This window comes from Streptomyces sp. CNT360, from assembly GCF_000424785.1.
In genome coordinates, this window is sequence record NZ_AUKO01000012.1 from 124,169 (window position 1) to 150,554 (window position 26,386).

Genomic DNA, 26,386 nt, shown 5'->3' on the forward strand with positions numbered 1-26,386 from the left:
GATTAGTTTCCTCATAGTGGAACTTCAAGAGTTTGTTGACGTCGAGATATCTCTCACCCTGATCCGGCCCCGGAATCCGCGGCGCCCCTGTCCCCGGGTGCCACCCCGCGACCCGCCCATGCGCCCCGCCTCTCACCGCAGGTGGTGCAGGTCCTCGGGGGTGTCGATGTCGGAGGGGTCGGCGAGGTCCGCGCACTCCACCAGCGTCAACTCCGCGAGATGCGCGCGCAGATACGCCCGCGCGCCCGCGTCCTCACGTGCGCTGCCCACGACGCCGGTCCAGTGGGCCGCTCCCAGGAGCACCGGGTGGCCCCGGCGTCCGTCGTACGCCGCCGCGGCGAGGGACTCCCGTGAGCGGTAGGCCGCGCGGACGCGGGCCACGGCCGGTGCGCCGATCCCGGGCTGGTCCACCAGTGAGACCAGCACCGCGTCGGCGTCCTCCGGTGCGACGGACGCGAGTCCCGCCCGCAGCGAACCGCCCATGCCCCGCTCCCAGTCCGGGTTGTCGACCAGTACGCACCCTGCCGTCCGTGCCGACTCCCTTACCTGTTCGCGTGCCGCTCCCACCACCACGTGCACCGGATCGCAGCCGCCCTCCCGCAGGATGTCCACGGCGTGCTCCACCAGCGGCCGTCCCCGGTAGGGCAGCAGCGCCTTGGGGCGCCCGCCCAGCCGCCGCCCGCCCCCCGCGGCGAGCAGCAGTCCGGCGATCCGCGGGGCGCCCTCGCCGGGTGCGGTGGTGGGGGAGTGCTCACGCTCGTGGGGTGTCCGTTCCCGTGTCATGGTCCATCCCTACCGTGCGCGTACGGCCTGAGAGGGAGGACGGTTCTCCTCCTTGCGGACGATCATTGCGATTCCGACCCCCGAATCTCGCGTTCCGTGTGGCGCCACACGCGGAGAGTGGCGTTTACTGTCGGAATCTCCGGCGGACACGCAACACGTGTCGGAGGAACGGCACTCCCGGGACCCGCGGAGAGCCCGGGGAGAACCAGGTGGGGGGAGCACGTGCGGAGCGAGACGATGGAACAGCGGGGCGTGGTGAGAGCCGGTCAGGACGTCGGCGCCGATCCCCGCATCGAGGCGTTGGCCGGTGCAGTGCACCGGATGCGGCGTGAACTCGATTCCTATCCCGCGCAGTTGCGGGACCGTCTGGAGGCGGAGCGGGAGCTGGAGGCGCTGGCCGCCGCAGCGGAGGCCGGGGCCCCCGCTCCGGCGGAGCTGCGGCAGTCGCTGCTGCTGCTGGCCGCCGCCGTGGGTTCCGTCAGCGCACTGGCGTCACCGCTGGCGGCCGTCCGCGGGGCCGTCGAGCTCTTCGGCACGGCCCCACGCACCACGCACTGATCTTCGCCGGGTACGGTCTGCTGGTCTTCCATCGGCCAACGACACTCCGGGGGCGCTAGCTCATGGCTGACGGCACGGCACCAGAGATCTTCGGCCCCTTGGCGGCGGACGATCCCCGGTCGATCGCCGGGTACCGGCTGGCGGCGCGGCTCGGATCCGGCGGCATGGGCAGGGTCTACCTGTCGCACACCCCGGGCGGGCGTGCCGTCGCCATCAAGGTGATCCGGCCGGAGTTCGGCGAGGACCCGGAGTTCCGGCGCCGCTTCGAGAGCGAGATCCGCCTGGCCGAACGGGTGCAGGGGCTCTACACCGCGCCGGTGATCGACAGCGACACCGAGGGGGACCGCCCCTGGTTGGCGACGGCGTACGTGGCGGGGCCCTCGCTCGCCGAGGCGGTGAGCCACCACGGCCGGCTCCCGTCCGGCACCGTGCTGCACCTCGTCGCGGGCATCGCCGAGGCCCTCCAGGTCATCCACAAGGCGGGCATCGTCCACCGGGACCTGAAGCCCTCCAACGTGCTGCTTGCCGACGACGGGCCCCGCGTCATCGACTTCGGTATCGCACGCGCCGCCGACGCCACCTCGCTGACCAGCAGCGGCGTCACCGTGGGCACGCCCTCGTTCATGGCGCCGGAGCAGGCCGAGGGCGACCCGGTCACCGAGGCCACGGACGTCTTCGCGCTGGGGCAGATCGCCGCCTACGCCGGGCTGGGCACCCCGGCGTTCGGCGAGGGCACCTCGCACGGGGTGCTCTACCGGATCGTCCACGACGAGCCCCGCCTGGAGGGGCTTCCGCAGGAGCTGCGGGAACTGGTCACCCGGTGCCTGGCCAAGCAGCCCGGTGACCGCCCGGGCACGGACGAGGTCATCCGGCTGTGCCAGGCCGCCGCAGGGGCCACGTTGATGAGACGGCCTGGCGACTGGCTGCCGGGCGCCGTGGCCGCGGACGTGACGCAGCGCGCGGCGGCCCCCGCGCCGCTGCGCGGGCCGACGCCGACCGCCCCGGTGACGGCCCACGCGGGGCCGTACGCACCCGCGGCCCACCCGCCCGCGCCGCCGCCTGGGATGGCCGCTGCGCCGACCATGGCAGCGCCGGCGGGGCCGCCGCGCCACCACGTGCCGCCGCCCCAGGGCCCGTACGCGGGAGCGGGGTTCGCTCCGCGTCCGGCCGGGCCGTACGGTCCGGGCTTCCCGCGTCCGCTGCCGCCGCGCCGCAGGTGGGACCGGGGCAAGACGATCGCGCTGGTGGTCGTCGGTGTCGTGGTGCTGTTCTGGGGCGGGATCTTCCTGATCGGAAGCAGCGTGGGGGACGGCTCAGGCGGATCCGCCGGCGGCTCGGGCGGCGGGACGAAGCCCCGCTCGCACCCCGAGCCCGCGACGTACAAGAACGTGAACCTGCCCGAGGGGTACTTCCTGGCCCTGGCCGACAAGCCACTCAAACCCAGGGACCTGGACGACGGGGGAGTGGCGTCGGAGCTGACGTACCTCGACGTGAGCACCGACGGTCCGGAACTCGGCATCGACGAGCCGAACGGCAAGCTCGCCGTCCTCGGCGCGTCGCAGAAGGGCTCGCTCAAGACCTGCCGGCAGGAGACGCGGTACACCGACAGCGTGCCACTGAGCAAGCTGTCGCCCGGCTCCCGGCTCTGCCTGCTGACCAGTACCGGGCACGTGGGCCTCGTCACCTACCGGGCACACGCCCCGCGAGGCGGCACGAGCGACTACGTCAAGCTCGACGTCACGGTCTGGCGCGACGCCGTCGAGGCGAAGGACGACTGAGCCCCGGGGGGCTCAGTGACCGCCGCCGTTGCCCGAACTGGCCAGCGCTTCCGACAGGTCGGCCGCGACCTCGTGCAGAAGGGGCACGAACTTGTCGGTGGCGGCGTCCGTGACGCGCCCCGCCGGGCCCGAGATGGAGATGGCGGCGGAGGTGGGGGAGTCGGGCACGGTGACAGCGATGCACCGCACGCCGATCTCCTGCTCGTTGTCGTCGGTGGCGTACCCGGCCTCGCGGACGTGGCCGAGGGCCTCCAGGAAGCCCTCGGGGGTGGTGATCGTCTTCTCGGTGGCCGCGGGCATGCCCGTGCGGCCGAGCAGCGCCCGCACCTGGTCCTCGGGGGTGTGGGCGAGCAGCACCTTGCCCACACCCGTGGAGTGCGGCAGGACGCGGCGGCCGACCTCGGTGAACATCCGCATCGAGTGGCGCGAGGGGACCTGGGCGACGTAGACGATCTCGTCGCCGTCGAGCATCGCCATGTTGGCGGTCTCGCCGGTCTCCTCGACCAGCCGCGCGAGGTAGGGGCGGGCCCAGGTGCCCAGCAGCCGGGCCGCGCTCTCGCCGAGGCGGATGAGGCGCGGGCCGAGGGCGTAGCGCCGGTTGGGCTGCTGGCGTACGTAGCCGCAGGAGACCAGGGTGCGCATCAGCCGGTGGATGGTGGGCAGCGGCAGCCCGCTGGCCGTGGACAGCTCGCTCAGCCCCACCTCGCCGCCGGCGTCTGCCATCCTCTCCAGCAGGTCGAAGGCCCGCTCCAGGGACTGCACTCCGCCGGATGCGGCAGGGGCCGTGGCAGCCTGGGCTGCGTCGGCGGTGGGCTTACGCTCTGCGGACGGCGGCACGTCGCGTTCCTTTCCTGGCCTGCGGTCAGGCGCATGGTATCGGGGGCGGGGACCGGCGACCCGTCTTCTTCGGGATCGCCTCCCGTGCGCGGGCTCGCCGCCCCGTACCCGCCCCGCGCAGATACCGGTCTCCTTCTGTATGGCGAAATTCTAGTTCCATTTCGTGGACTTCTCCAAGGGGTCAACCCTTGACTGGCTCTCCCCGGCGGATGAGGATTCGTTCAACAGAACGTTTCAACAGAACGTTGAAGCTGCTGAAGGAGGCCGGTTTGTCCGACGTGCGGCTCGTCCTGCGCTCACGGCGCGTGCTCACTCCGGAAGGGGAACGCCCCGCGACCGTCACGGTCGACGGCGCGGGCCGGATCGAGGAGGTTCTCGGGTACGACGCCGAGGTGCCACCGGGCGCCGCCCTGGAGGACGTCGGCGAGGACGCGCTGCTGCCCGGCCTGGTCGACACCCACGTCCACGTCAACGACCCGGGCCGCGCCGAGTGGGAGGGCTTCTGGACGGCCACCCGGGCCGCGGCGGCCGGCGGCATCACCACGCTCGTCGACATGCCGCTCAACTCCCTCCCGCCCACCACCACCGCGGACAACCTGCGGATCAAGCGCGAGGTCGCCGAGCCCAAGGCCCATGTCGACGTCGGCTTCTGGGGCGGCGCCGTCCCCGGCAACGTCGCCGAGCTGCGGCCCCTGCACGAGGCCGGGGTCTTCGGCTTCAAGTGCTTCCTCTCGCCCTCGGGCGTGGAGGAGTTCCCCGAACTGGACCGCGAGCAGCTCTCCGCCGCCATGGCCGAGATCGCCTCCTTCGACGGGCTGCTCATCGTGCACGCCGAGGACCCCGGCAGGCTGTCCGCCGCACCCCAGAAGGGCGGCCCCGCCTACCGCGACTTCCTCGCCTCCCGTCCCCGCTCCGCCGAGAACGACGCCATCGCGCTGCTCATCGAACTCGCCGAGCAGCACGGCACCCGCGTCCACGTGCTCCACCTCTCCTCCAGCGACGCCCTGCCGATGCTGGCGAAGGCCCGCGCTGCCGGTCTCCGCCTCACCGCCGAGACCTGCCCGCACTTCCTCACCCTCACCGCCGAGGAGGTCCCCGACGGCGCCACCGAGTTCAAGTGCTGCCCGCCCATCCGGGAGAAGGAGAACCAGGACGGTCTGTGGCAGGGCCTGGCCGACGGCACCCTCGACTGCGTCGTCTCCGACCACTCGCCCTGCACCACCGACCTGAAGACCCCCGACTTCGGCACCGCCTGGGGCGGCATCTCCTCCCTCCAGCTCGGCCTCCCCGCCATCTGGACCGAGGCCCGCCGCCGCGGCCTGGCCCTCACCGACGTGGCCCGCTGGATGTCCGAGGCCCCCGCCCGGCTGGCCGGGCTCGACGCGAAGGGCGCCATCGCACCGGGCCGCGACGCCGACTTCGCCGTCCTGGCGCCCGACGAGACCTTCACCGTGGATCCGGCGCATCTCCACCACCGCAACCAGGTGACCGCCTACGCGGGCAAGACGCTGTACGGCGTCGTCCGCTCCGCGTGGCTGCGCGGCGAACGCGTGGCGGACCACAGTGCCCCCACCGGGAAGACCGGCCGACTCATCGAAAGGAAGGCAGCATGACAGCGGCGCAGACCGCCGGAACACCCAGCCACACCGGATTCACGGGAGATGCCGAGCCCTACTCGGGCGGCGACACCTACGCCGACTACCGCGCACCCGAGGCCGGGTTCCCCTTCGCCCACCTCCCCGACCTGGCCGATCGGCGGCTGGGTGCCACTGTCATCGCCGCCAACGACGAGTTCTTCGCCGAGCGGGAGAACCTGCTCAACCCCGAGCGCGCCGAGTTCGACCCGCACGCCTTCCAGCACAAGGGCAAGGTCATGGACGGCTGGGAGACCCGCCGTCGCCGCGGTCCCTCCGGCGAGACCCCGCACCCCGCCGAGGGGGAGAACGACTGGGCGCTGGTCAAGCTCGGCGCCCCCGGCGTGATCCGCGGACTGGTGGTGGACACCGCGCACTTCCGCGGCAACTACCCGCCGTTCGTCTCCGTCGAGGCCGCCTGCGTGGCCGGCTCCCCCTCGCCGGAGGAGCTGCTGGCCGACGACGTGAAGTGGACCACCCTGGTGCCCCGCACCCCGGTGGGCGGGCACGCCGCGAACGGGTTCGCCGTGACCGAGGAGCGCCGCTTCACCCACCTGCGGCTGCGTCAGTACCCCGACGGCGGCATCGCGCGGCTGCGGGTGCACGGCGAGGTCGCGCCCGACCCCGAGTGGCTGGCGGCGCTGGGCACCTTCGACCTGGTCGCGCTGGAGAACGGAGGCCTGGCCCAGGACGCCTCGGACCGCTTCTTCTCGCCGCCGGTCAACACCATCCTGCCGGGCCGCTCGCAGAAGATGGACGAGGGCTGGGAGACCCGCCGCCGCCGGGACAAGGGCAACGACTGGATCAGCTACGCGCTGACCGGGCAGGGCCGTGTCCGCGCCGTCGAGATCGACACCGCCTGCTACCGGGGCAACTCGGCGGGCTGGGTCGGCCTCGTCGGCAAGGACGGCGAGAGCGGCGAGTGGACCGAACTGCTGCCGCGTACCCTCCTGCAGCCCGACACCATCCACCGGTTCCTGCTGGCCGACGCCCCGCCGGTCACCCACGTGCGGATGGACATCTTCCCGGACGGGGCCGTCGCGCGCCTCCACCTCTTCGGCTCCCTCACCGACGAGGGCGCCCGCAGGCTGGCCGCGCACCACGCCGAGCTGGGCTGACGCACCCGGTGCCGGAGGGGCGGCGGGCGCCCCTCCGGCACCTCGGCACCCGCGCGGCCCGGCGTGCGCGCCGCCCCTCGGGAGGGTGAACCTTGGTGAACCCCTCGCAAAAATCGGGCACTTGGCATTGACACGCCATCTACGCGCGTCACCATGGGTGCCATGAGATTCCCCCCACGCCTCACCCGCATCGGCGCCGTCGGCGCCCTCGCCGCCGCCCTGTTCGCGGGCGGCCCCGTCCTCGCCACCGCGAGCGCCGCACCGGCGCATCCCGTGGCGGCGGCCGCCACGGCGCACCTCGCCGCCGTCGGCGACATCTGCGAGTCCAAGCTCCCGGCCGAGGCCCACGACACCCTCGATCTGATCGACAAGGGCGGCCCCTACCCCTACCCGCAGGACGGCACCGTCTTCGACAACCGGGAAGGCATCCTGCCGGACCAGTCCCAGGGCTACTACCACGAGTACACCGTCGAGACCCCGGGTTCCGACGACCGCGGCGCCCGTCGCATCGTGACCGGGGAGGAGGACCAGGAGGACTACTACACCGCCGACCACTACGAGTCCTTCGACCTGGTCGACTACACCTGCTGAGGCCGCACAGACCACGACCCCCGAGCGCAGGGCCCCCACGCCCCGCTCCCGCGGCGGCCGTTGTCCCGTATTGGGACGGCGGCCGCCGCTTTGCGTGTAACGTTCGGCTCTCATCACCGCACCCCGGGGGTGGCCAAGGCGCCAGAAGCGGGTAACGTTTCTCCACAGAGAGTGATGCATCGGCGGTAGATATGGGGAGTTACCGGTGAGAAGCGGCCCGGAAGTGGTTACGTGCGGTGAGGCCATGTTGCTGATGCTCGCCGAACCCGGCCTCCCGCTGGAACGTGCGGCGCACTTCCGGCGTTCCGTCGCGGGCGCCGAGTCGAACGTCGCGGCAGGTCTGGCCCGGCTGGGCCACTGGGCCCGGTGGATCGGCCGGGTCGGGGACGACCCCGCGGGGGAGGCGGTGCTGCGCGAGCTGCGCGCGGACGGAGTGGACGTCTCCTGCGCGGAGATGGACCCCGAGTCGCCGACCGGCCTGCTGCTGCGTGACAGCCACCCCCAGCGCGCCATCGACGTCCAGTACTACCGCACCGGCTCCGCCGCCTCCCTCCTCAGCCCGGCCCAGATCACCCCCGAGGCCCTGGCGGGGGTGCGGCTGGTGCACGTCACCGGAATCACCCCGATGCTCTCCGAGGAGGCCGAAGCGGCCACCCACGCCCTGATCGAGGGAGCCCGGCAGGCGGGCGCCGCCGTCTCCTTCGACCCGAACGTCCGCCGCAAGCTGGGCACCCAGCACGAGTGGATACGGCGCGTCGGTCCGCTGCTGCGCGAGGCCGACCTCGTCCTCGCGGGGGAGGACGAGCTGGAACTGCTGCTGGGGGCAGGACCCGAGGAGGGGGCGAAGGCGCTGCTGACGCTGGGCCGTGCCGGCACCGTCGTGGTCAAGAACCGCGACCACAGCGCCGTCGCGCACACCGCCGAGGGCCGGTGGCGACAGGAGCCGTTCGACGTTCCGGTGGCCGACCCGGTGGGTGCGGGGGACGCCTTCGCCGCGGGCTGGCTCTCGGCCCGGCTGCGCGGGCTCGACCACCCGCGCGCGCTGGCCGAGGCGGCCTGCGTGGCCGCGCTGGTCGTCCAGGCGCCCGGCGACACCGACGGGCTGCCCACGGCCGCGGCCCGCGACCGGGCGCTGGAGACGTACACCCGCGGTGGCGACCCGGTCGACCGCTGAGCCACCGCCCTTTCCGGCGCTCGCCGCAGGCGGCCCCGTCCGGCCGGGCACCACTTCGTCGGTCCGCGCGTTACCCGAGAACCCCCGCCTTCTGTCTCTCCCCCCACGCACCCGCACCATCCCGTATCCGCACCATCCGCCAGGCCTCCGGGCCTCGCCGACCCCGCCGGCGCCCCGCCCCGGCACCCGGACGAACGAACCAAGGAAGGCGGCGAACTGCCGTGTACCGCTGGGAGATCACCAGAGCAGCGCTGGAACAGCGCGTCTTCGCCATTGTGCGCGCGGACAGCTACGAGAAGGCCACCGCGACGGCCGACATCCTGCTCGGCGCGGGCCTGTCCAGCATGGAGATCTCGCTGACCACGCCGTACGCGTTCGACGCGATCAGCACGCTGCGCCGGGAGACCGGTGCGGAGACCGTCATCGGGGCGGGCACCGTCCTGGACGGGGCCTCTGCGCGGCTCGCCGTCGACGCGGGCGCGCACTTCCTCGTCTCCCCGAGCCTCGACGAGGAGGTCATACGCACCGGCCACCGCTACGGCGTGCCCGTTTTCCCGGGCGTCGCCACCCCCACCGAGATGGTCCGCGCACTGGAACTGGGCGCCGACGGACTCAAACTGTTCCCCGCCTCGGCCTACGGCCCCCGCTGGCTGCGGGACGTACGAGCGGCGCTGCCGCAGGCCCCCCTGCTGCCGACCGGCGGCGTCACCGTCGAGACGGCCCCGGAGTGGATCGCCGCGGGAGCCGTCGCCTGCGGCATGGGCTCCGCCCTGACCGACGGCGACCGGGACACGGTGGCCAAACGCGTCGCCGACCTCCTCCAGCGCCTCACGGCCGCGGTCCCCGCCCACCAGCGCGCCGGCTTCCGCCGCTGACCCTCCGGCGACCGCAGGCCGTCGGTCCCGCGGAAGCTTTCGGCCCCGGCGGGCCGGCGAACCCCGAAGCAAGCTGTCCGGGCCCCGGCGGCCGACCGGTGGTGGCCGAGGGCGAGCCGGGCCGGCCGCCCCCGGCCGCAAGCCTTCCGGAGTCCGCCTGCTCTGGCTGGATACCGACGTCGCACGGTCCGTTTCCGCTCTGTGCTCGTACGATCACCGCATGGCTGACCTGAGCGTGGTGGACCTGAGCCCGGACGCGGACGGCATCATCGATCTGGGGGCGCTGGGGCACGGCTTCGTGCGCGACCCCTACCCCGTCTACGCGGCGCTGCGCGAGCGCGGCGCGGTGCACCGGATCCGGATGCCCGAGGGCGCCGTGGCCTGGCTGGTGGTCGGCCACGAGGCGGTGCGCGCCGCGCTCGTCGACGACCGGCTCTCCAAGAAGTGGGAGCACGCCTCTCCGGAGGCCGGCACCAACTCCGTCTCCACCGGCCGGCACATGTTGATCACGGACCCGCCCGACCACACGCGGCTGCGCAAGCTGGTGGCCAGGGAGTTCACCCCGCGCCGGATCGCAGCGATGGAGCCCCGTATCCGCGAGCTGACCGCGGGGCTGCTGGACTCGATGCTCGCCGCCCCCGACAACCGGGCCAACCTCGTGGAGTCGCTGGCCTTCCCGCTGCCGATCTCCGTGATCTGCGAACTCCTCGGCGTCCCCTTCCTGGACCGCGCCCGCTTCCGCGCCTGGTCCGACGCCGTGCTGGGCATCGCGCCCGACGCGGAGAAGATGGCGCACGTCCGGGCCGTGACCGACTACCTCACCGAGCTGCTGGAGCGCCTGCGCCAGGAGCCGGGCGAGGACCTGCTCAGCGCCCTGATCCGCACCAGTGACGAGGACGGCGACCGGCTCTCCCCCGAGGAACTGCTGGGCATGGCCTGGCTGCTGCTGATCGCCGGGTACGAGACGACCGTCGGCCTGATCTCCGGCGGCGTTCTGGCCCTGCTGCGCCACCCCGACCAGCTCGCCGCGCTGCGCGCCGACCCGAGCCTGCTGGACGGCGCGGTCGAGGAGATGCTCCGCTGGGACGGTCCGGTGGAGACCCCGACCTACCGCTTCACCACCGCGCCCGTCGAGATCGACGGCACGTCGATCCCGGGCGACGGCCAACTCGTGCTGCCCGTGCTCGCGGACGCGGACCGCGACCCGGCGCGCTTCCCCGACGGCGACACCTTCGACATCCGCCGCGCGCCGCGCGGCCACGTCGCCTTCGGGCACGGCATCCACTTCTGCCTGGGCGCCCCGCTCGCCCGGCTGGAGGCGCGGATCGCGGTGGGCATGCTGCTGGAGCGGACCTGCGCACTGGAGCTGGACACCGACCCGGACACGCTGCGCTGGCGGGAGGGGCTGCTGATGCGCGGCCCCACGACCCTCCCGGTGCGCTGGCGGCTCTGACACCGGGCCGGATGAACCGGACTTCGCCGCTCCGCTGATGTTCTTCCCGTGGTGCCCGTCCCGGCTTCGGAAGAATCCGGGGAGGTCGGTGACGAACCCCCCAGTGGTCTGGACCGGCTGCGTAGGCTACGCGCATGCGGATCAGCCAATGCCGTGAGGAAGACGTCGAGATGCTCGACCGGCACATGCCGTCCCCGGGTGCGTCCTCGCACCACCGGGTGCGGTTCGCGCGGCAGCGCGAGGGCCGCGGCACCTTTCTCGTCGCCTGGCGCGCGGAGCGGCCGGTGGGCAGCTGCGAAGTGCGCTGGGAGGGGTGTCAGGCGCCGGAGGTGCGAGCCGTCCACCCCGAGTGCCCCGAGGTGAGCGGGCTCGGGGTATGGCCTGAGACGCTGCGCTCGCAGGGGGTGGGCGCGGCCCTCATCCGGGAGGCCGAGCAGTTGGCCGGGGCGCGGGGCTGCGGGGCCATCGGGCTGGGCGTGGAGAAGAACAACCCGAGGGCCAGCGGGCTCTACCGGCGGCTGGGCTACCAGCCGTCCACGCCCTACCTGGACTGCTGGAGCTACGACGACGGGGCCGGCGTGACCCACCGGGTGGCCGACGCCTGCGTCTTCATGATCAAGTCTCTCTGAGGCGCCGACGCGCCGGCTCCGCTCCGTCCACTGCTGTCCCCTAGATTGTCAGGACGACCGGACAATCGAATGTGCGGTTTCCGGCCCGCCGGAAGACCACTACGCTCCCACCGTGCCCAAGAACGATCCGGTGGACCTGCAACTCGGTGTGGACCGCGCGAGCCCCGTCCCGCTCTACTTCCAGCTCGCCCAGCAGCTGGAGAGCGCCATCGAGCGCGGCAAGCTGGCGCCCGGAAGCCTGCTGGGCAACGAGATCGAGCTGGCCCAGCGCCTCGGCCTCTCCCGGCCCACCGTGCGCCAGGCCATCCAGTCGCTGGTGGACAAGGGGCTGCTGGTGCGGCGCCGGGGCATCGGCACCCAGGTGGTCCACAGCCAGGTCAAGCGGCCCATGGAGCTGAGCAGTCTCTACGACGACCTGGAGGCGGCCGGGCAGCGGCCTGCCACGCGGGTGCTGCGGGAGAGCGTGGCGGAGGCGACGGCCGAGGTCGCCGCCGCGCTGGCCGTATCCGAGGGCACCGAGGTGCGGGTGGTGGAGCGGCTGCGGCTCACCCACGGGGAGCCGATGGCCTACATGTGCAACCACCTGCCGGCCGATCTGCTGTCCCCGGACCGGGAAGCGCTGGAGAGCACGGGGCTGTACCGCCTGATGCGGGCGGCCGGGGTGACGCTGCACTCCGCGCGGCAGGCCGTCGGGGCCCGGGCCGCCGACGCGGCGGAGGCGGAGCTGCTGGCCGAGGCCGAGGGCGCGCCGCTGCTGACGATGCGGCGTACGGCCTACGACGACACCGGGCGCCCCGTCGAGTACGGCTCCCACCTCTACCGCGCCTCCCGGTACGCCTTCGAGTTCCAGCTCCTGGTACGCCCCTGACCCGGTCCCGCCGAAGGGGTGCTGCCCCGGCGCCGGAGGCGGGCCGGCGGGCTGCTGCGGGGGTGCCGGGTCGCGGAGCCCGGCCATTGACGGGCACGGCGCACACCGCTACAACACGGCCATGGCGAACAGGCATCCGGCCCGTCCGTCACGCACCGGTCGTGGTGACGGATACTTGTGCGAAAATCCGGGACGTTTCCCGGCAGCGTCCGCACTCCAACCGATCCGCAAGTCAGAGAGCAGAACAGGGTGGCCAGCGTGCTCAGGTCCCGGCTCAGGTCCCGTACGCCCCGCGCGGGCAGGTCCCGCAGAGGGCGCCCGTCCGTGCGGGCGGCCGCCGCCACGGCGGCGGCGATGATCGTCGCGACGGCGTCGCTCGCCGGGTGCAGCAGCACCGGCGGCAAGCGGGCCGAGGAGGCACGCGAGAACGCGGCCTCCGGGAAGGCGAACGTCACCACGCCCCGCTGGAAGTTCGCGATGGTCACGCACTCCGGCGACGGCGACACCTACTGGGACATCGTGCAGAGCGGCGCCAAGCAGGCCGCCGCCAAGGACAACATCGAGTTCCTCTACTCGCACGACAAGGAAGCGGGCCGGCAGGCCCAGCTCGTCCAGACGGCGATCGACAAGAAGGTCGACGGGCTGATCGTCACCCTCGCCAAGCCGGACGCCATGAAGAGTGTGGTCAACAAGGCCGTCAAGGCGGGCATACCCGTGATCACGGTCAACTCGGGCCAGGAGGTCTCGGAGAAGTTCGGAGCGCTCACCCACATCGGCCAGGACGAGACCCTGGCCGGTGAGAGCGTCGGCCGCGAGCTCACCGAGCGCGGCCGGAAGAAGGCACTCTGCGTCCTGCACGAGCAGGGCAACGTCGGACACGAGCAGCGCTGCGACGGGATCCGCAAGACCTTCGACGGCAAGGTGGAGAACCTGTACGTGGACGGCACCAACATGCCCGGTGTCCAGTCCTCCGTGGAAGCCAAGCTGCAGTCCGACAAGAAGGTCGACTCCGTCGTCACGCTGGGGGCGCCGTTCGCCCCCACGGCCGCCGAGGCCAAGAAGGACGCCGGCAGCGACGCCGAGATCGACACCTTCGACCTCAACGACAAGGTGGCTGCCGGACTCAAGGACGGCAGCGTCGGCTTCGCCGTCGACCAGCAGCCCTACATGCAGGGCTACGAGGCCGTCGACCTGCTGTGGCTGTACCGCCACAACGCCGACATGCTCGGGGGCGGCAAGCCGGTGCTCACCGGGCCGCAGATCCTCACCAAGAAGGACGCGGGCAAGCTGGAGGAGCTGACGAAGCGGGGGACCCGATGACGGTCACCACCGACTCCGGCAAGCCCGACCCGCAGGGGCCGAAGCGCCCCTCGTCCGACGGGACCGGCCGGGCACAGGAATCCCCGGCCGAGGCCGCCGGGGCCGACGAGCGGCTGGTGCACCGCCCGCTGCCGGTGCGGATGCTGCGCCGCCCCGAGCTGGGCGCCGTGGTGGGCGCGATCGCGCTGTTCGTCTTCTTCGCCTTCGTCGCGGACAGCTTCCTGCGGGCCTCCAGCCTCTCGACGGTGCTCTACTTCTCGTCGACGATCGGGATCATGGCGGTGCCGGTGGCCCTGCTGATGATCGGCGGCGAGTTCGACCTGTCGACCGGGGTGATGGTGACCTCCTCGGCGCTGGTCTCCTCGATGTTCAGTTACCAGATGACGGCCAACACCTGGGTCGGGGTCGGCGTCTCGCTGCTGGTCACGCTGGGCATCGGGTTCTTCAACGGCTTCATGCTCACCCGTACGAAACTGCCCAGCTTCATCATCACGCTGGCCACGTTCCTGATGCTGACGGGCCTCAACCTGGGCCTGACCAAGCTGATCAGCGGCACGGTCACCACCAAGAGCATCAGCGACATGGAGGGCTTCGACTCGGCACGGGCCGTCTTCGCCTCCACGCTGACGCTCGGCAGCGTCCACATCCAGATCACCGTGCTGTGGTGGCTGCTGCTGGTGGCCGCCGCCACCTGGATCCTGCTGCGCACCAGCGCGGGCAACTGGATCTTCGCCGTCGGCGGCGGGGTGGACGCGGCCCGCGCGGTCGGCGTCCCGGTGGCCCGTACCAAGATCGGCCTGTATCTCGGGGTGGCCTTCGCGGCCTGGATCTCCGGGCAGCACCTGCTGTTCAACTACGACACCGTCCAGTCCGGCGAGGGCGTCGGCAACGAGCTGATCTACATTGCCGCGGCCGTCATCGGTGGCTGCCTGCTGACCGGTGGTTACGGATCGGCCATCGGCGCCGCCGTGGGTGCCTTCATCTTCGGCATGGCCAACAAGGGCATCATCTACGCGCAGTGGAACCCCGACTGGTTCAAGTTCTTCCTCGGCGCGATGTTGCTGCTCGCGACCCTGCTGAACGCGTGGATCCGGAAGCGGGCGGAGGTGACCCGATGAGCGGGACGAAGGAAGAAGCGGTGGCCGGCGGCCCCCTCGTCGAGCTGGCCGGCGTGGCCAAGTTCTACGGCAACATCCGGGCACTGGAGGACATCTCCCTCCGAGTGCACCCCGGCGAGATCACCTGCGTCCTCGGCGACAACGGCGCGGGCAAGTCCACCCTCATCAAGATCATCTCCGGACTGCACCAGCACGACGGCGGCACCTTCCGCATCCAGGGCGAGGAGACCCGCCTCGGCTCCCCGCGCGAGGCGCTGGACCGCGGTATCGCCACGGTCTACCAGGACCTGGCCGTCGTCCCCCTGATGCCCGTGTGGCGGAACTTCTTCCTCGGCTCGGAGCCGAGTGTCGGCTGGGGCCCGCTCCGCCGCATGGACGTGGCCCGGATGCGCCGCACCACGCACGGCGCACTGCTGCGCATGGGCATCGACCTGCGCGACGTCGACCAGCCGATCGGGACGCTGTCCGGCGGGGAACGGCAGTCCGTCGCCATCGCCCGCGCCGTCCACTTCGGCGCGAAGGTGCTGGTGCTGGACGAGCCGACGGCGGCGCTCGGCGTCAAGCAGAGCGGCGTCGTCCTCAAGTACGTGGCCGCCGCGCGGGACGCCGGGCTGGGGGTCGTCCTCATCACCCACAACCCGCACCACGCGTACCTGGTCGGTGACCGCTTCGTGCTGCTCAAGCGCGGCGCCATGGCCGGCGCCTACGAGAGGGACGAGCTGGAGCTGGAGGAACTGGTGCGCCAGATGGCGGGCGGCTCGGAGCTGGAGGAGCTCAGCCACGAGCTGGAGCGCTGAGCGGGGCGGGATCCGTGCCGGCGGACCCGGGCGTACCCGGCAGCGGGCATCGTACGGTGGGTGCCTGGCAGAATCGGGCCCGCCCGTAAGACCCCTCCCAGAGAGACGACCACTCTTGAACGCGGACAGCTTCCAGCGAGCAGACAGGGCAGACAGGGCAGCGGACAGAGCGGACAGGGTCTACCGGCGGAGAAACGCGCCCAGTGCCAGCGTCCTGCGGACTGTCAGCACGCGCGAGCGCCGTTCGCACCTGTCGGCCCCGCGCGTCCCGACCGTCGGCATCGACATCGGCGGCACCAAGGTCATGGCGGGCGTCGTGGACGCGGACGGGACGATCCTGGAGAAGGTACGGGCCGAGACCCCGGAGAAGTCCAAGAGCCCCAAGGTCGTCGAGGACACCATCGCCGAGCTGGTGCTGGACCTCTCCGACCGGCACGACGTGCACGCCGTCGGCATCGGCGCGGCGGGCTGGATCGACGCGGACCGCTCCCGGGTGCTGTTCGCGCCCCACCTCGCCTGGCGCGACGAGCCCCTCAAGGACGCCCTCACCGCCCGTCTCGCCGTCCCGGTGATGGTCGACAACGACGCGAACACCGCGGCCTGGGGGGAGTGGCGCTTCGGCGCAGGGCGGGGCGAGGACCACCTCGTCATGATCACGCTCGGTACCGGGATCGGCGGGGCGATCCTGGAGGACGGCCGGGTCAAGCGCGGCAAGTACGGGGTGGCCGGCGAGTTCGGCCACATGCAGGTGGTGCCCGGCGGCCACCGCTGTCCGTGCGGCAACAGAGGGTGCTGGGAGCAGTACAGCTCGGGCAACGCGCTGGTGCGGGAGGCCCGCGAGCTGGCGGCGGCCGAGTCACCCGTGGCGTACGGCATCATCGACAGGGTCGGCGGCCAGGTCGGCGACATCACGGGGCCGCTCATCACGGAGCTGGCACGCTCCGGTGACGCCATGTGTACGGAGCTGTTCCACGAGGTCGGCTCCTGGCTGGGGGTCGGTCTCGCCAACCTCGCCGCAGCCCTGGATCCGTCCTGCTTCGTCGTCGGCGGGGGCGTCAGCGCCGCGGACGAACTGCTGACCGACCCGGCGCGGGAGGCCTTCCGCCGCCAGTTGACCGGCCGCGGCTACCGGCCGGAGGCCCGTATCGTGAAGGCGCAGCTGGGGCCCGAGGCCGGTATGGTCGGAGCAGCGGACCTCGCCCGGCTGGTGGCCCGCCGCTTCCGCCGGGCCAACCGCCGCCGCCTGGAGCGCTACGAGCGCTACGAACGGGCGGCCGACAACCTGCGCCGTGCGGTGGGCCAGTGACCGCCACGGCCCGGCGCGACGAGACCGCCACCGCACCCGTCCCGACGCCTGAGACGCCGAGCGCCATGCCTCATCCGCACGAGAGCCCCCGCCCCTCCGAGTCCCGGCCCCGCCAGCGCCCCCCGCACCTCCCGCGGCACCGTCTCTTCGTGCTGCTGATCGTCGTGCTGCTGATCGCGCTGCCGGCCGGGTACCTGGTGCAGTCGGCGTTCCAGAGCCGGGCCAGCGGCAAGGACAAGGAGCGCGCGGCCTCCGCCGCCGGACTCGTCTACAACCGGCCCCCCAAGGTCAGTCAGCGGGTCTACGACGTGCCCGTACCGCTGTCCGCGACCCGGGTGGCCTTCTACGAGGCGAACGCCTGGGAGAAGAACACCCTGTGGGTGCAGTTCCGCACCAACCCCAAGCGCCTCAAGGAGTTCCTGTCGGACATCGGAGGCAAGGGGGCGCAGTCCCCGGGCGCGCTCGCCCTGCACAAGGGCCGCGTGACCGTGCCCGACAAGATGGCCACCACGGTCGGCTGGCGCTTCGACGAGCCGAAGAGCCACTACGCCGGCACCACCCTGAAGCAGCGCGGGAGCAAGCCGGACCTGACGATCACCGTGGACCGGACCTACCCGTCCCGGCCCCGCGTCTACGTCGTCTCCACCACCGAGTTCTGACCCCGCGACCGCCCGAACCACCTCGCGGTCGAGCAACGCCGGAAGCCTCGGGCGGTGTGATCACGGCCGTCCCGGGGCGGGAGGCGGTCGCCACCAGGCCGTGAGCCCGGCCCGGCGCGCCTCTTCTTGAGCACGGACAGGTTGACGACGAGGCGACGTACCAATCGGGAACGGAGAGTCGCCGCGACACCGTGGCGGTGAAGGGCCGTGCGCGCGTGAGCCGTGTGGCACCAGGGACGGCGTACTGGGCAGCTGCGGCGGCAGGCCGGGTGTCAGTCGAGGAGCCCGGCTTCCTGGGCCGGCACCGCGGCCTGGACCCGGTTGGCGCAGTCGGTGCGGGTGAGGATGCTGCTGATGTGCGCCTCGACCGTGCCGGAGCTCAGGTGGAGTTGTGCGGCGATGTCGGCCTTGGAGAGGCCGGTGACCAGCAGCCGCAGGAGGTCCCGTTCGGCCGGTGTCAGGTCGGCGATGCGGTGTCCGGCGGTGTGGCACGTCACCCGGACTGGCGTGCCGGATGCGTGCTTCATCGCGTTGGTGGGTCTTCGCGTGTGACGTGGTGGACGGCCTGCCGGGTACGGGCGTCCGCGTCCGTCAACAGCGCGCAGTCACAGTGCAGTTCGGCGTCGGCGCCCGCGTCCCGGGAGTCCGCGACCAGGGCGGAGACAGCCTCGCGGGCCCCGCGCTCACCGGTGTCCTCGGCGGTCCGGTGACGCAGGACGCCGAGGATGCCGCGCAGTTCGTCCATGGCCGTTCCGGCCGTGGTGTGGAGCAGCTCGGCCTGCGGGGCCAGCGGTGGCGCCTGTCGTTCGGCGGCGAGCTGGAGGGCTCCGGAAGGCACGGAGATGAGACCGATGCGGTGGCCGAGCAGGTCGTGCGTCTCGGCGGCGATCCGCGCCCGTTTCTCCATGCGGACCGCCTCGTCGGTGAGGAAGCGGGTTTGTTCGAGGCAGGCGTTGCGTTCGCGCAGCAGCCCCGTCAGCCGACGGCGACGGCCCAGCAGCATGCCGCACAGCGCGGGCAGCAGGACGCACAGCGCGGCCACACCGGCGCCGACGGCCAGGTTCCGCCGCCCGCCCTGCCGAGCCGCCCTCCCGAGGGGTGTCAGCCCACCATCAGCGCGGACGCGCGGGGTGCCAGGAAGTGGTCCAGCACCAGTTCGGCAGCGCCCTGGGCGGCCACCTGGTCACCCACGGCGGATCCCCGTACCTCGACCTTCTCCCGGGCCACCACGAGTTCGCGCTCGACAAGGCCGGGGACGACGGGGAGGAAGGCCGGACTGAGCCGGTCCCACAGCGGGCCGCCCATCACCACCTGCGGCACGTCCAGCAGGTTGACCAGCACGCCGAGGCCGACGGCCACACGGCGTGCCGCCTGGTCGAGGATGCGGGAGGCGCCGCCGTCTCCCGCGGAGGCGAGGGCGCACAGCGAGGAGCAGGCGTCGTCGATGGCGACGTAGTCGCTGAGGTTGGGGAGTGGCAGCAGGCCCACGCGGGCGGCCTGCAGAACGAGCGCCTCGGGTACGCAGGCGGCGGCCAGACCTCCGCGCCGGCCGTTCCACTCCAGCCGTTCGGCGTCGGGGTCGACGACCAGGTCACCGATCTCGCCGATGTTGTTCGTCGTGCCACGGACGACCTGGTTGTCCAGCACGACCGAGGCGCCGACACCGGAGCCCAGGTAGAGAAAGACGAAGGTGTTCGACGCCTTCGGTGAAGAGCGGAGTTCCGCCGTGGCGGCGGCCGTGACGTCCTTGTCGAGGAGGACGGGCAGTCCGGTGGCTTCGTGGAGGTCGGCACGCAGTCGCACGTTGCGCCAGTTGGGCAGCTGGGGCGGATCGAGCAGCAGTCCGGCCTCGACGTCGAGCGGCCCCGGAGCGGCGATGCCCAGGCCGAGCACCCGGGTGCGGTCGAGGCCGGCCTCGGTGATCAGGCCGTCGACGGTGTCGGCGATGAGGGCGGTCACCTCGGACGGGTTCGTGGCCTGCGGCGTACGTTCCTGGCGTGCCAGCCGGACCTCGCCGTCCAGATCGAGGAGGACGGCGGTCAGCCGCGCGGGGTCGATGTGCACGCCGACGGAGTAGGCCCCGTCCGGTTCGATGACCAGCGGTATGCTCGGCCGGCCGCGCGTACTGCCGCCCGGCGCGCTTTCGCGGACCAGATGGTCGTCGATCAGCCGACGCGTGATGTTGGTGATGGTCTGGCTGCTCAGACCGGTCTCGCGTTGCAGGTCGGCTCGGCTCACTCCGCGCGACCTGCGGACCACCTCCAGCACCACCGCCTGGTTGTAGTCCGCCAGCCGGAGCTGGTTGCTGCCTCGCCGCATGCGCATCTCCCTGCTCGCCTCGGAGTCCCTCGGCCCTGTGGTCTCCGCGGCCTCCCGCGGCAATTCTCCAAGCGGATCGGCGATCCGCGCCTCACCGCTTCGTCCCGGCCAGGTGCTGCACACGCTACTGGACTTGCCGTCATCTCTTGACGGCGCACGAGTTCGGTCCATAGCATCACCGAACTTTATCCAATCCGTTTGATAAAAGCATGGACCGGAACCACGGCCAGGAGAGGTGACCATGCTGACCATGCGGCGCAACCGTGTCCCAGCCGCTGTCGCGGCCGGAATGCTGCTGGCAGGGGCACTCACGGCCTGTTCGGCTTCCGGCGAGGACGGCCCTGTAACCGTCAAGCTGCTGCAGTACCAGGAGGCCCGCGCCGATGTCGTCAAGGACCTCGTACCGGAGTTCGAGAGGGCAATGGCCAAAAAAGGGCGAGACGTCAAGGTGGAGGTCGTCACGGACATCCTGACCGACGACCAGTTCAAGACCAAGATCACGCAGCAGTTCTACTCCGGCACGGCACCGGACGTGGTGGACATGGGCGGCAGCAACGTGACCGGCATGGCCGGCGCCGGCTATCTGCTGAAGCTCGACAAGTACCTGCACGCGTGGGACGGCTGGGGCGAGTACTACCCGTCGGTGAAGGACGGCGCACGGCAGCGGGACGGCAGTTACTACTCCGTCCCGCACGAAGCGAGTGTGCAGAGCCTCTTCTACCGCAAGGACGTACTGAAGAGGCTGGGCATCGACACCTCGCAGCCGCGCACCTGGCACGAGCTGGTCGCCAGGCTGAAGCAGGTCCGTGCCAAGACCGGCGAGGCCCCGATCGTGCTTCCCGCCGGAACCGCCTGGGGCGACGGATCGTGGTCCGAAGGTCTGCTTCCCGTCGTGGCCGGTACCGGCAGCACCCTGTACGACGAGAAGTCGGGGAAGTGGAAGCTGCGGAGCAAGGGCCTGTCGGCCACCTTCGACCTGTACGCGGACCTCGTCAAGGCGAAGCTGCTCCCGGTGCGCGACCTGCAGAACCCGAACCCGTGGGAGCCGACGAAGTACCAGAAGTTCCCCGAAGGCACACTCCCGGTGGCGGCCCAGGGCAGTTGGGGATGGAAGTACGACTGGGGCCCCGAGGGGGCTGCGCCCGTCAAGAACTCCCGCAAGCGGATCGGCACGTGGGACTATCCGGCTCTGGTGCCGGGAACCGAGCCCGCCCCGATCAGCGGCGGTGGCTTCGGCTACAGCGTCAACGCCGACGCCGCGCACCCCGACGCCGCTGTCGAGCTCGCAAAGTGGCTGAGTTCCGGCAAGGCACTGGCCAAGCAGCTGGCAGCGGTGGGCGCCGTCTCCCCGCGCAAGGGGCTCTCCCACACCGCCCCTTACCGGAACGAGCCGTCGTTGCTCCGGACGGAGGAGAAGCTGAAGTCCAGCATCCAGCCACCACTGGGTGACGGAGAGGACCGGGTCTCCCAGGCGGTCCAGGGCGCGACGGCGAAGATCGTGTCCGGCGAGGCCGACGGCAGCCAGGCTGCCGACGCCTTCGCCGAGGAGGCCGAGGAGCTGCTCGGCAGCACCCGGGTGGCGAAATGAGCACGTCCAAGGCCCTGGCCGCCCGTACGGCTCGCCGCCGGCGGGACCGTGCCGCGCTGCCCCTGCTGCTGGGCCCCTCCGTCCTGCTGATCGCGCTCTTCGTGGTCGCCCCGGCCGCCTACGGCGTCTATCTGGGTCTCACCGACACACAGCTGACCGGATTCGCCGCGCGTGACCCGCAGTTCGTCGGGCTGGAGAACTTCCGGAACCTGCTCGGCTCCAAGGACTTCCTCGGATCGCTCGGCCGTACGGCGGAGTTCGTGTTCTGGTCGGCGATCATCGGGCAGACGGTGCTCGGCATGCTCGCCGCACTGCTGCTGCGCCAGAAGTGGCTGCGCGGCAAGGGCCTGTTCGGTGCGCTGATGCTCCTGCCGATGGTGGTGCCCGAGGTGGTCGCCTCGTTGACCTGGGCGAGCGTGCTCTCCTCCGAGAGCGACAGCACGTTCAACCGGCTGCTGGGGGTGTTCGGATCGGGCGCCGCGGCACCGTTGCAGGAGTACCCGATGGCATCGGTGATCCTCATCAACGTCTGGCGCGGTATCGCGTTCGCCATGATCATGTTCCAGGCGGCGCTGGAGGATGTGCCCGACGAGCTGATCGAGGCCTCGCGGATGGACGGTGCGAGCGCCCTCCAGATCTTCCGGCACATCACCCTGCCCCTCATCCGCGGTCCGGTCTTCCTCTACCTGCTGCTCACCACCATCACCACCGTGGGCGTCTTCGGCCTGGTCTACTTCCTGACCCAGGGCGGCCCGGGCCAGGACACGGAGATCGCCTCCATCCAGATCTTCCAGAGCGCCTTCAAGTACTCCCAGATCGGCCTGGGCAGTGCCGCCTCCGTGATCCTGCTCATCCTGCTGACGATCCTGGGCATGACCTACGCCCGGCTGGCCAAGGTGGAGGTCTGATGGCGGCCACGACAACCGTCGAGCCCGGAGGGGCCGCCGCACCTGCCGGTCCGCGCCGTCGCACGCCGCTGTGGGCGGTGGTGCAGCGCGCGCTGCAGTACGTACTGATGGTGCTGCTGGCACTGTTCTGCGTCGTACCGTTCGCCTGGGTCGTGCTCACGGCCGTCGACGCCGACGGGGGGCCCACGGTCGGCCTTCCGGCGTTCACGCTGGACAACTTCGCCCGGTTCTTCACCGACGGCGCCACCCCGCGGCTGTTCCTGAACAGCGTCATCGTCTCGTTCGCCGCGACCGCGCTCGATCTGGCCTGCGGAGTTCTCGGGGCCTACGCGCTGTCCCGCTACCGGTTCCGCGGACGCAGGACCTTCATGTTCGCGATCCTGCTGATCCGGGTGATCCCGCCGCCCGCCACCATCGTCGCCCTGTACCTGCTGATGGTGAAGATCGAGCTGGACGACAGCTATCTCGGACTGATCCTGGTCGAGGCCTCGGCGGCGCTGCCGATCACGCTGTGGCTGCTGAAGGGGACCATCGACGCCATCCCGTTCGAGCTGGAGGAGGCGGCGTGGCTCGACGGCAGCAGCCGCTTCGGCGCGATCCGCCGGGTCATCCTGCCGCTGGTCGGCCCGGGGCTCGGCGCCGCCGCGATGCTGACGTTCATGGCCGTGTGGGGTGACTTCCTCACCCCGCTCGTGCTGTTGCAGTCGCCCGACCTCTACCCGCTCTCGATCGGACTGTTCCGCTCGTTCACCGCCTTCAACCAGGTCGACTGGGGCGTACTCGCCGCCAGCGCCGTCGTCTACATGGCGCCGCCCGCCGTGCTGTACCTCTTCCTGCGGCGGCACCTGATGCGGTCGAGCCTCGGCGGTGCCGTCAAGGCCTGACACCCCCGCGCCCCCTCGGTCCCCCATGGCGAGGGGCCGCCGCACCCTGCCCCTGCCCGAAGCGACCGACGCACACAAGCCCCAGCACGACCAGCAGTACGTAAGAGGAGACGCTCTCTTGGCTGACGACAATCCGCATGGCCGGGTGCAACTCGACGCCACCGCACTGGCGATGCAGCGGGTCCGACGGTTCACCACGTTCCGGATCCGGCCTGCCCTTTACCGTGCCACCCGCCCCGTCCGGATCGCCGCGTGGACGGTCGGGGGCGAGCCTGTGCCGTTCGCCGAGGCGGTGAACAAGCCGTTCGAGCCCTTCGCACTCGGCCGTCTGTGGGGCAGGCCCTGGGACACGACCTGGTTCGAGGTCTGCGGCGAGGTACCGGCGGAGTGGGCCGGTGGGCAGGCCGAACTCGTCGTCGACCTGGGCTTCACAGGGGACCAGCCGGGCTTCCAGGCCGAGGCGATGGTGTACCGCCCGGACGGAGAGATCGTCAAAGCGATCGAGCCCTACAACTCCTGGGTGCCCCTCCCGGAGCCCGGCCCCTTCCGGCTGCTGATCGAGGCGGCTGCGAACCCGATCGTCCAGGTGCCCTACGAGTACGAGCCCACGGCGCTGGGTGACAAGGCGACCGCGGGTGACGAGCCGCTCTACCGCCTCACCGAGCTGTCGGTCGCCTCGCGCGACCGGCAGGTGTGGGACCTCCTTCAGGACGTCGTCACTCTCGACGGGCTGGTCGACGTCCTTCCCCAGCAGGGCTCGCGGCGCGCCGAGATCGTGTACGCGCTGGAGCGCATGGTCGACGTCATGGACCCCGAGGACGTGGCGGGCACGGCGGCGCGCGGCCGGGAGGTCCTCGCCCCCGTCCTGGCGGGCCGCGCGGCCGACAGCTCGCTGATCGTCTCCGCTGTCGGGCACGCCCACATCGACTGCGCCTGGCTGTGGCCGGTACGGGAAACCGTGCGGAAGGTGGCGCGGACGTTCGCCAACGTGCTGGAACTCAGCGACAGCCACCCCGAGTTCGTGTTCGCCGCCTCGTCGGCGCAGCAGTACGCCTGGCTCAAGGAACACCAGCCGCGCCTGTTCGAACGGGTCAGAGCGGCGGTGGCCGCGGGCGTCATCCGTCCCGTCGGCGGCATGTGGGTCGAGTCCGACACCAACATGCCCTCGGGTGAGGCCCTGGCCCGTCAGTTCGTGCTCGGCAAACGCTTCTTCGCCGAGGAGTTCGGGGTGGACAGCGAGGAGGTGTGGCTGCCCGACTCCTTCGGGTACACGGCCGCGCTGCCGCAGATCGCCAGGGCGGCGGGCGCCCGCTACTTCCTCACCCAGAAACCGTCCTGGAACGAGACCAACGCGATGCCCCACTCCAGCTTCCAGTGGGAAGGCATCGACGGCTCCCGGCTGTTCACCCACTTCCCGCCCGCCGAGACCTACAACTCCGACCTGGGCGCCGCCGACCTCGCGCGCACCGAGCGGACGTTCCGGCAGAAGGGCGCGGCACGCCACGTACTGGGACTGTACGGATGGGGCGACGGCGGTGGCGGTCCCACCAGGGAGATGCTGGCAGCGGCCGCACGCAAGCACGATCTGGACGGATCGCCGCGGGTGCGGATGGACGATCCGGACAGCTTCTTCCGCGCCGCCGAGGCCGAACTGCCCACGCCGCCCGTGTGGGTCGGCGAGATGTACCTCGAACTGCACCGCGGCACGCTGATCTCGCAGGCGCGCAGCAAGCGGGGCAACCGGCACAGCGAGGCCCTGCTCCGGGAGGCCGAGCTGTGGGCGGCGACCGCCGCCCTGCGCAGCGGAGCCCCCTATCCGTACGACGCGTTGCGGCGGATCTGGGAGACGGTGCTGCTGCTCCAGTTCCACGACATCCTGCCGGGCACCTCGATCGCCTGGGTGCACCAGGACGCCGAGCGGGACTACGACCGTGTGACCGCCGAACTGCGCTCCCTCGTGACGGCCGCACTCGACGCGCTCGGCGGCGACACCGGTCGCACCGGCGCCGGCGCCGACGGCCGGGGCAGCGGCGACGACGGCGCGGGCCTCGTCGCGGCCAACGCGGGACCGTACCCGCTGCACGGCGTTCCGGCCGGGGGCGTCGGACCCGCCTCGATACCCCCGGCAGCCGTCCCGGTCCAGGTGGACGACCGGTTCGTGCTCGACGACGGGCGGCTGCACGTCGAGATCGACGGGCGCGGCACGCTCGTCTCGGTCCTCGACCCGGTCGCCGAGCGGGAGCTGCTGCCGCCGGGCGTCGCCGGAGGCGTCCTCCAGCTCTTCCGCGACACACCGCGGGAGTGGGACGCGTGGGACATCAACGACGAGGACAAGCGCAGCGGGTGTGACCTCGTCGAACCGGTGTCGGTCGGCATCGCCGACGATGCGGTGGTGGTGCGGCACCAGCGCGGCGAGACCGTGATCACCATGTCCGTCCGGCTGTCCGAAGGCAAGCTCACCTACTCCTTCGACATCGACTGGCACGAGTCGCAGAAACTGCTCAAGCTCGCCTTTCCGCTGGACATCAGGACGGACCGCTCCACCTCCGAGATCCAGTTCGGTCACCTGCACCGGCCGATCCACCAGAACACCTCCTGGGACGCCGCCCGGTTCGAGACCGTCGCGCACCGGTGGGTGCATGTCGGCGAACCCGGCTACGGCGTCGCCCTCGCCAACGACGTGGTCTACGGACACGACATCCGCAACGCGCAGGGGCCGGGCGGCCGCCCGATGACGACGGTGCGGCTGTCGCTGCTGCGCGCGCCGCGCTATCCGGACCCGTCGGCGGACCAGGGGCGGCACGCCTTCTCCGTCAGCCTCCGTCCCGGAGGGATCCCCGACGCCGTCGCGGACGGGTACGCGCTGCAGCTTCCCCTGCGCACGGCGCCCGGTGCCACGGCGGAGCCGCTGCTGGAGGTCTCCGATCGGGCCGTCGTGGTGGAGAGCGTCAAGCTCGCAGAGGACCGCTCGGGGGATCTGGTCGTGCGCCTGTACGAGGCACACGGGAACCGCTCCCGCGCGACCGTGCGCACCCGGTTCTCCTGGAGCGAGGCCCTCGCCACCGATCTGCTGGAGCGTCCCGTGGACGGCGGGGCCGTCCGGGGGACGACGCCGGGGAGCGAGGTCGCCCTGGAACTGCGCCCGTTCGAACTGCTCACACTTCGCTTCCGCGACCCGGTCGCCTGAGA

The 26,386-nt window shown here is 71.7% G+C and carries 24 protein-coding genes; 19 read left to right on the plus strand and 5 right to left on the minus strand.

All coding sequences use genetic code 11. The features are described 5' to 3' along the window. Nucleotides 1-132: 132 nt before the first annotated feature. Nucleotides 133-783 (minus strand): nucleotidyltransferase family protein, encoded by a 651-nt coding sequence (locus tag H297_RS0113580; RefSeq protein ID WP_078514021.1) that lies wholly within the window; start codon nucleotides 781-783, stop codon nucleotides 133-135. A gap of 222 nt (nucleotides 784-1,005) precedes the next feature. On the opposite strand from H297_RS0113580, the gene H297_RS0113585 reads away from it, so the two are divergent. Both H297_RS0113585 and H297_RS0113590 read left to right on the plus strand, forming a co-directional pair. Further along, on the plus strand, nucleotides 1,006-1,341 hold the full coding sequence (locus tag H297_RS0113585) for a DUF5955 family protein (protein ID WP_486589504.1): 336 nt from the start codon (nucleotides 1,006-1,008) through the stop codon (nucleotides 1,339-1,341). Between the two features lie 62 nt (nucleotides 1,342-1,403). Continuing rightward, nucleotides 1,404-3,119 (plus strand): serine/threonine-protein kinase, encoded by a 1,716-nt coding sequence (locus H297_RS0113590; RefSeq protein WP_027737501.1) that lies wholly within the window; start codon nucleotides 1,404-1,406, stop codon nucleotides 3,117-3,119. A gap of 12 nt (nucleotides 3,120-3,131) precedes the next feature. Here the strand turns inward: H297_RS0113590 and H297_RS0113595 are convergent, their stop codons facing one another. After that, nucleotides 3,132-3,956 (minus strand): IclR family transcriptional regulator, encoded by an 825-nt coding sequence (locus H297_RS0113595; protein WP_027737502.1) that lies wholly within the window; start codon nucleotides 3,954-3,956, stop codon nucleotides 3,132-3,134. Nucleotides 3,957-4,225: 269 nt separating this feature from the next. Here H297_RS0113595 and allB point away from each other — a divergent pair, with 269 nt between their 5' ends. From allB to H297_RS0113660, 13 genes are all read left to right on the plus strand, one after another. After that, nucleotides 4,226-5,569 carry an allantoinase AllB gene (allB, locus tag H297_RS0113600; protein WP_027737503.1) on the plus strand — a complete coding sequence of 448 codons (1,344 nt, stop codon included), beginning with the start codon at nucleotides 4,226-4,228 and terminating at the stop codon, nucleotides 5,567-5,569. Continuing rightward, on the plus strand, nucleotides 5,566-6,708 hold the full coding sequence (gene alc / locus H297_RS0113605; RefSeq protein WP_027737504.1) for an allantoicase: 1,143 nt from the start codon (nucleotides 5,566-5,568) through the stop codon (nucleotides 6,706-6,708). Before allB ends, alc begins: the two co-directional genes overlap by 4 nt. 162 nt (nucleotides 6,709-6,870) lie before the next feature. Next, a complete protein-coding gene (locus tag H297_RS0113610; protein ID WP_027737505.1) occupies nucleotides 6,871-7,299 on the plus strand; it encodes a ribonuclease domain-containing protein in 429 nt (142 codons plus the stop codon). Nucleotides 7,300-7,504: 205 nt separating this feature from the next. Next, nucleotides 7,505-8,473 carry a sugar kinase gene (locus tag H297_RS0113615; protein WP_027737506.1) on the plus strand — a complete coding sequence of 323 codons (969 nt, stop codon included), beginning with the start codon at nucleotides 7,505-7,507 and terminating at the stop codon, nucleotides 8,471-8,473. Nucleotides 8,474-8,694: 221 nt separating this feature from the next. After that, nucleotides 8,695-9,348, plus strand: coding sequence for a bifunctional 4-hydroxy-2-oxoglutarate aldolase/2-dehydro-3-deoxy-phosphogluconate aldolase (locus H297_RS0113620; RefSeq protein ID WP_027737507.1), 654 nt, complete (start codon nucleotides 8,695-8,697; stop codon nucleotides 9,346-9,348). A gap of 220 nt (nucleotides 9,349-9,568) precedes the next feature. After that, nucleotides 9,569-10,801 carry a cytochrome P450 gene (locus tag H297_RS0113625; RefSeq protein ID WP_051351810.1) on the plus strand — a complete coding sequence of 411 codons (1,233 nt, stop codon included), beginning with the start codon at nucleotides 9,569-9,571 and terminating at the stop codon, nucleotides 10,799-10,801. A 134-nt stretch (nucleotides 10,802-10,935) separates the two neighbouring features. Then, nucleotides 10,936-11,430 carry a GNAT family N-acetyltransferase gene (locus tag H297_RS0113630; protein WP_027737509.1) on the plus strand — a complete coding sequence of 165 codons (495 nt, stop codon included), beginning with the start codon at nucleotides 10,936-10,938 and terminating at the stop codon, nucleotides 11,428-11,430. Between the two features lie 130 nt (nucleotides 11,431-11,560). Next, nucleotides 11,561-12,298 carry a GntR family transcriptional regulator gene (locus tag H297_RS0113635; RefSeq protein WP_027737510.1) on the plus strand — a complete coding sequence of 246 codons (738 nt, stop codon included), beginning with the start codon at nucleotides 11,561-11,563 and terminating at the stop codon, nucleotides 12,296-12,298. 354 nt (nucleotides 12,299-12,652) lie between these two features. Then, nucleotides 12,653-13,618, plus strand: coding sequence for a sugar ABC transporter substrate-binding protein (locus H297_RS0113640; RefSeq protein ID WP_051351831.1), 966 nt, complete (start codon nucleotides 12,653-12,655; stop codon nucleotides 13,616-13,618). Nucleotides 13,619-13,758: 140 nt separating this feature from the next. Then, complete coding sequence (locus H297_RS36220; protein WP_486589519.1) at nucleotides 13,759-14,736, plus strand: ABC transporter permease; 978 nt, start codon at nucleotides 13,759-13,761, stop codon at nucleotides 14,734-14,736. Continuing rightward, nucleotides 14,733-15,533, plus strand: coding sequence for an ATP-binding cassette domain-containing protein (locus H297_RS0113650; protein ID WP_027737512.1), 801 nt, complete (start codon nucleotides 14,733-14,735; stop codon nucleotides 15,531-15,533). Before H297_RS36220 ends, H297_RS0113650 begins: the two co-directional genes overlap by 4 nt. A gap of 214 nt (nucleotides 15,534-15,747) precedes the next feature. Next, nucleotides 15,748-16,839, plus strand: a complete 1,092-nt coding sequence (locus tag H297_RS0113655) for an ROK family glucokinase (protein WP_051351832.1) — start codon at nucleotides 15,748-15,750, stop codon at nucleotides 16,837-16,839. After that, nucleotides 16,836-17,498 carry a hypothetical protein gene (locus H297_RS0113660; RefSeq protein WP_486589505.1) on the plus strand — a complete coding sequence of 221 codons (663 nt, stop codon included), beginning with the start codon at nucleotides 16,836-16,838 and terminating at the stop codon, nucleotides 17,496-17,498. Before H297_RS0113655 ends, H297_RS0113660 begins: the two co-directional genes overlap by 4 nt. 272 nt (nucleotides 17,499-17,770) lie before the next feature. Here the strand turns inward: H297_RS0113660 and H297_RS41560 are convergent, their stop codons facing one another. The 3 genes from H297_RS41560 to H297_RS0113675 are packed head-to-tail and all read right to left on the minus strand — an operon-like array spanning nucleotide 17,771 to nucleotide 19,817. After that, complete coding sequence (locus H297_RS41560; RefSeq protein WP_027737515.1) at nucleotides 17,771-17,995, minus strand: LuxR C-terminal-related transcriptional regulator; 225 nt, start codon at nucleotides 17,993-17,995, stop codon at nucleotides 17,771-17,773. A 26-nt stretch (nucleotides 17,996-18,021) separates the two neighbouring features. Beyond that, entirely contained in the window at nucleotides 18,022-18,540 is a 519-nt protein-coding gene (locus H297_RS0113670) for a histidine kinase (RefSeq protein WP_027737516.1), read from the minus strand. A gap of 59 nt (nucleotides 18,541-18,599) precedes the next feature. Beyond that, nucleotides 18,600-19,817, minus strand: coding sequence for an ROK family transcriptional regulator (locus H297_RS0113675; RefSeq protein WP_027737517.1), 1,218 nt, complete (start codon nucleotides 19,815-19,817; stop codon nucleotides 18,600-18,602). Nucleotides 19,818-20,058: 241 nt separating this feature from the next. On the opposite strand from H297_RS0113675, the gene H297_RS0113680 reads away from it, so the two are divergent. From H297_RS0113680 to H297_RS0113695, 4 genes are all read left to right on the plus strand, one after another. Next, entirely contained in the window at nucleotides 20,059-21,405 is a 1,347-nt protein-coding gene (locus H297_RS0113680) for an ABC transporter substrate-binding protein (RefSeq protein WP_486589506.1), read from the plus strand. After that, entirely contained in the window at nucleotides 21,402-22,313 is a 912-nt protein-coding gene (locus H297_RS0113685; protein ID WP_027737519.1) for a carbohydrate ABC transporter permease, read from the plus strand. The genes H297_RS0113680 and H297_RS0113685 overlap by 4 nt, the downstream gene beginning before the upstream one ends. Continuing rightward, complete coding sequence (locus tag H297_RS0113690) at nucleotides 22,313-23,197, plus strand: carbohydrate ABC transporter permease (protein ID WP_027737520.1); 885 nt, start codon at nucleotides 22,313-22,315, stop codon at nucleotides 23,195-23,197. The genes H297_RS0113685 and H297_RS0113690 overlap by 1 nt, the downstream gene beginning before the upstream one ends. Before the next feature lie 172 nt (nucleotides 23,198-23,369). After that, on the plus strand, nucleotides 23,370-26,384 hold the full coding sequence (locus H297_RS0113695; RefSeq protein ID WP_037794131.1) for an alpha-mannosidase: 3,015 nt from the start codon (nucleotides 23,370-23,372) through the stop codon (nucleotides 26,382-26,384). The last annotated feature ends 2 nt before the right edge of the window (nucleotides 26,385-26,386 follow it).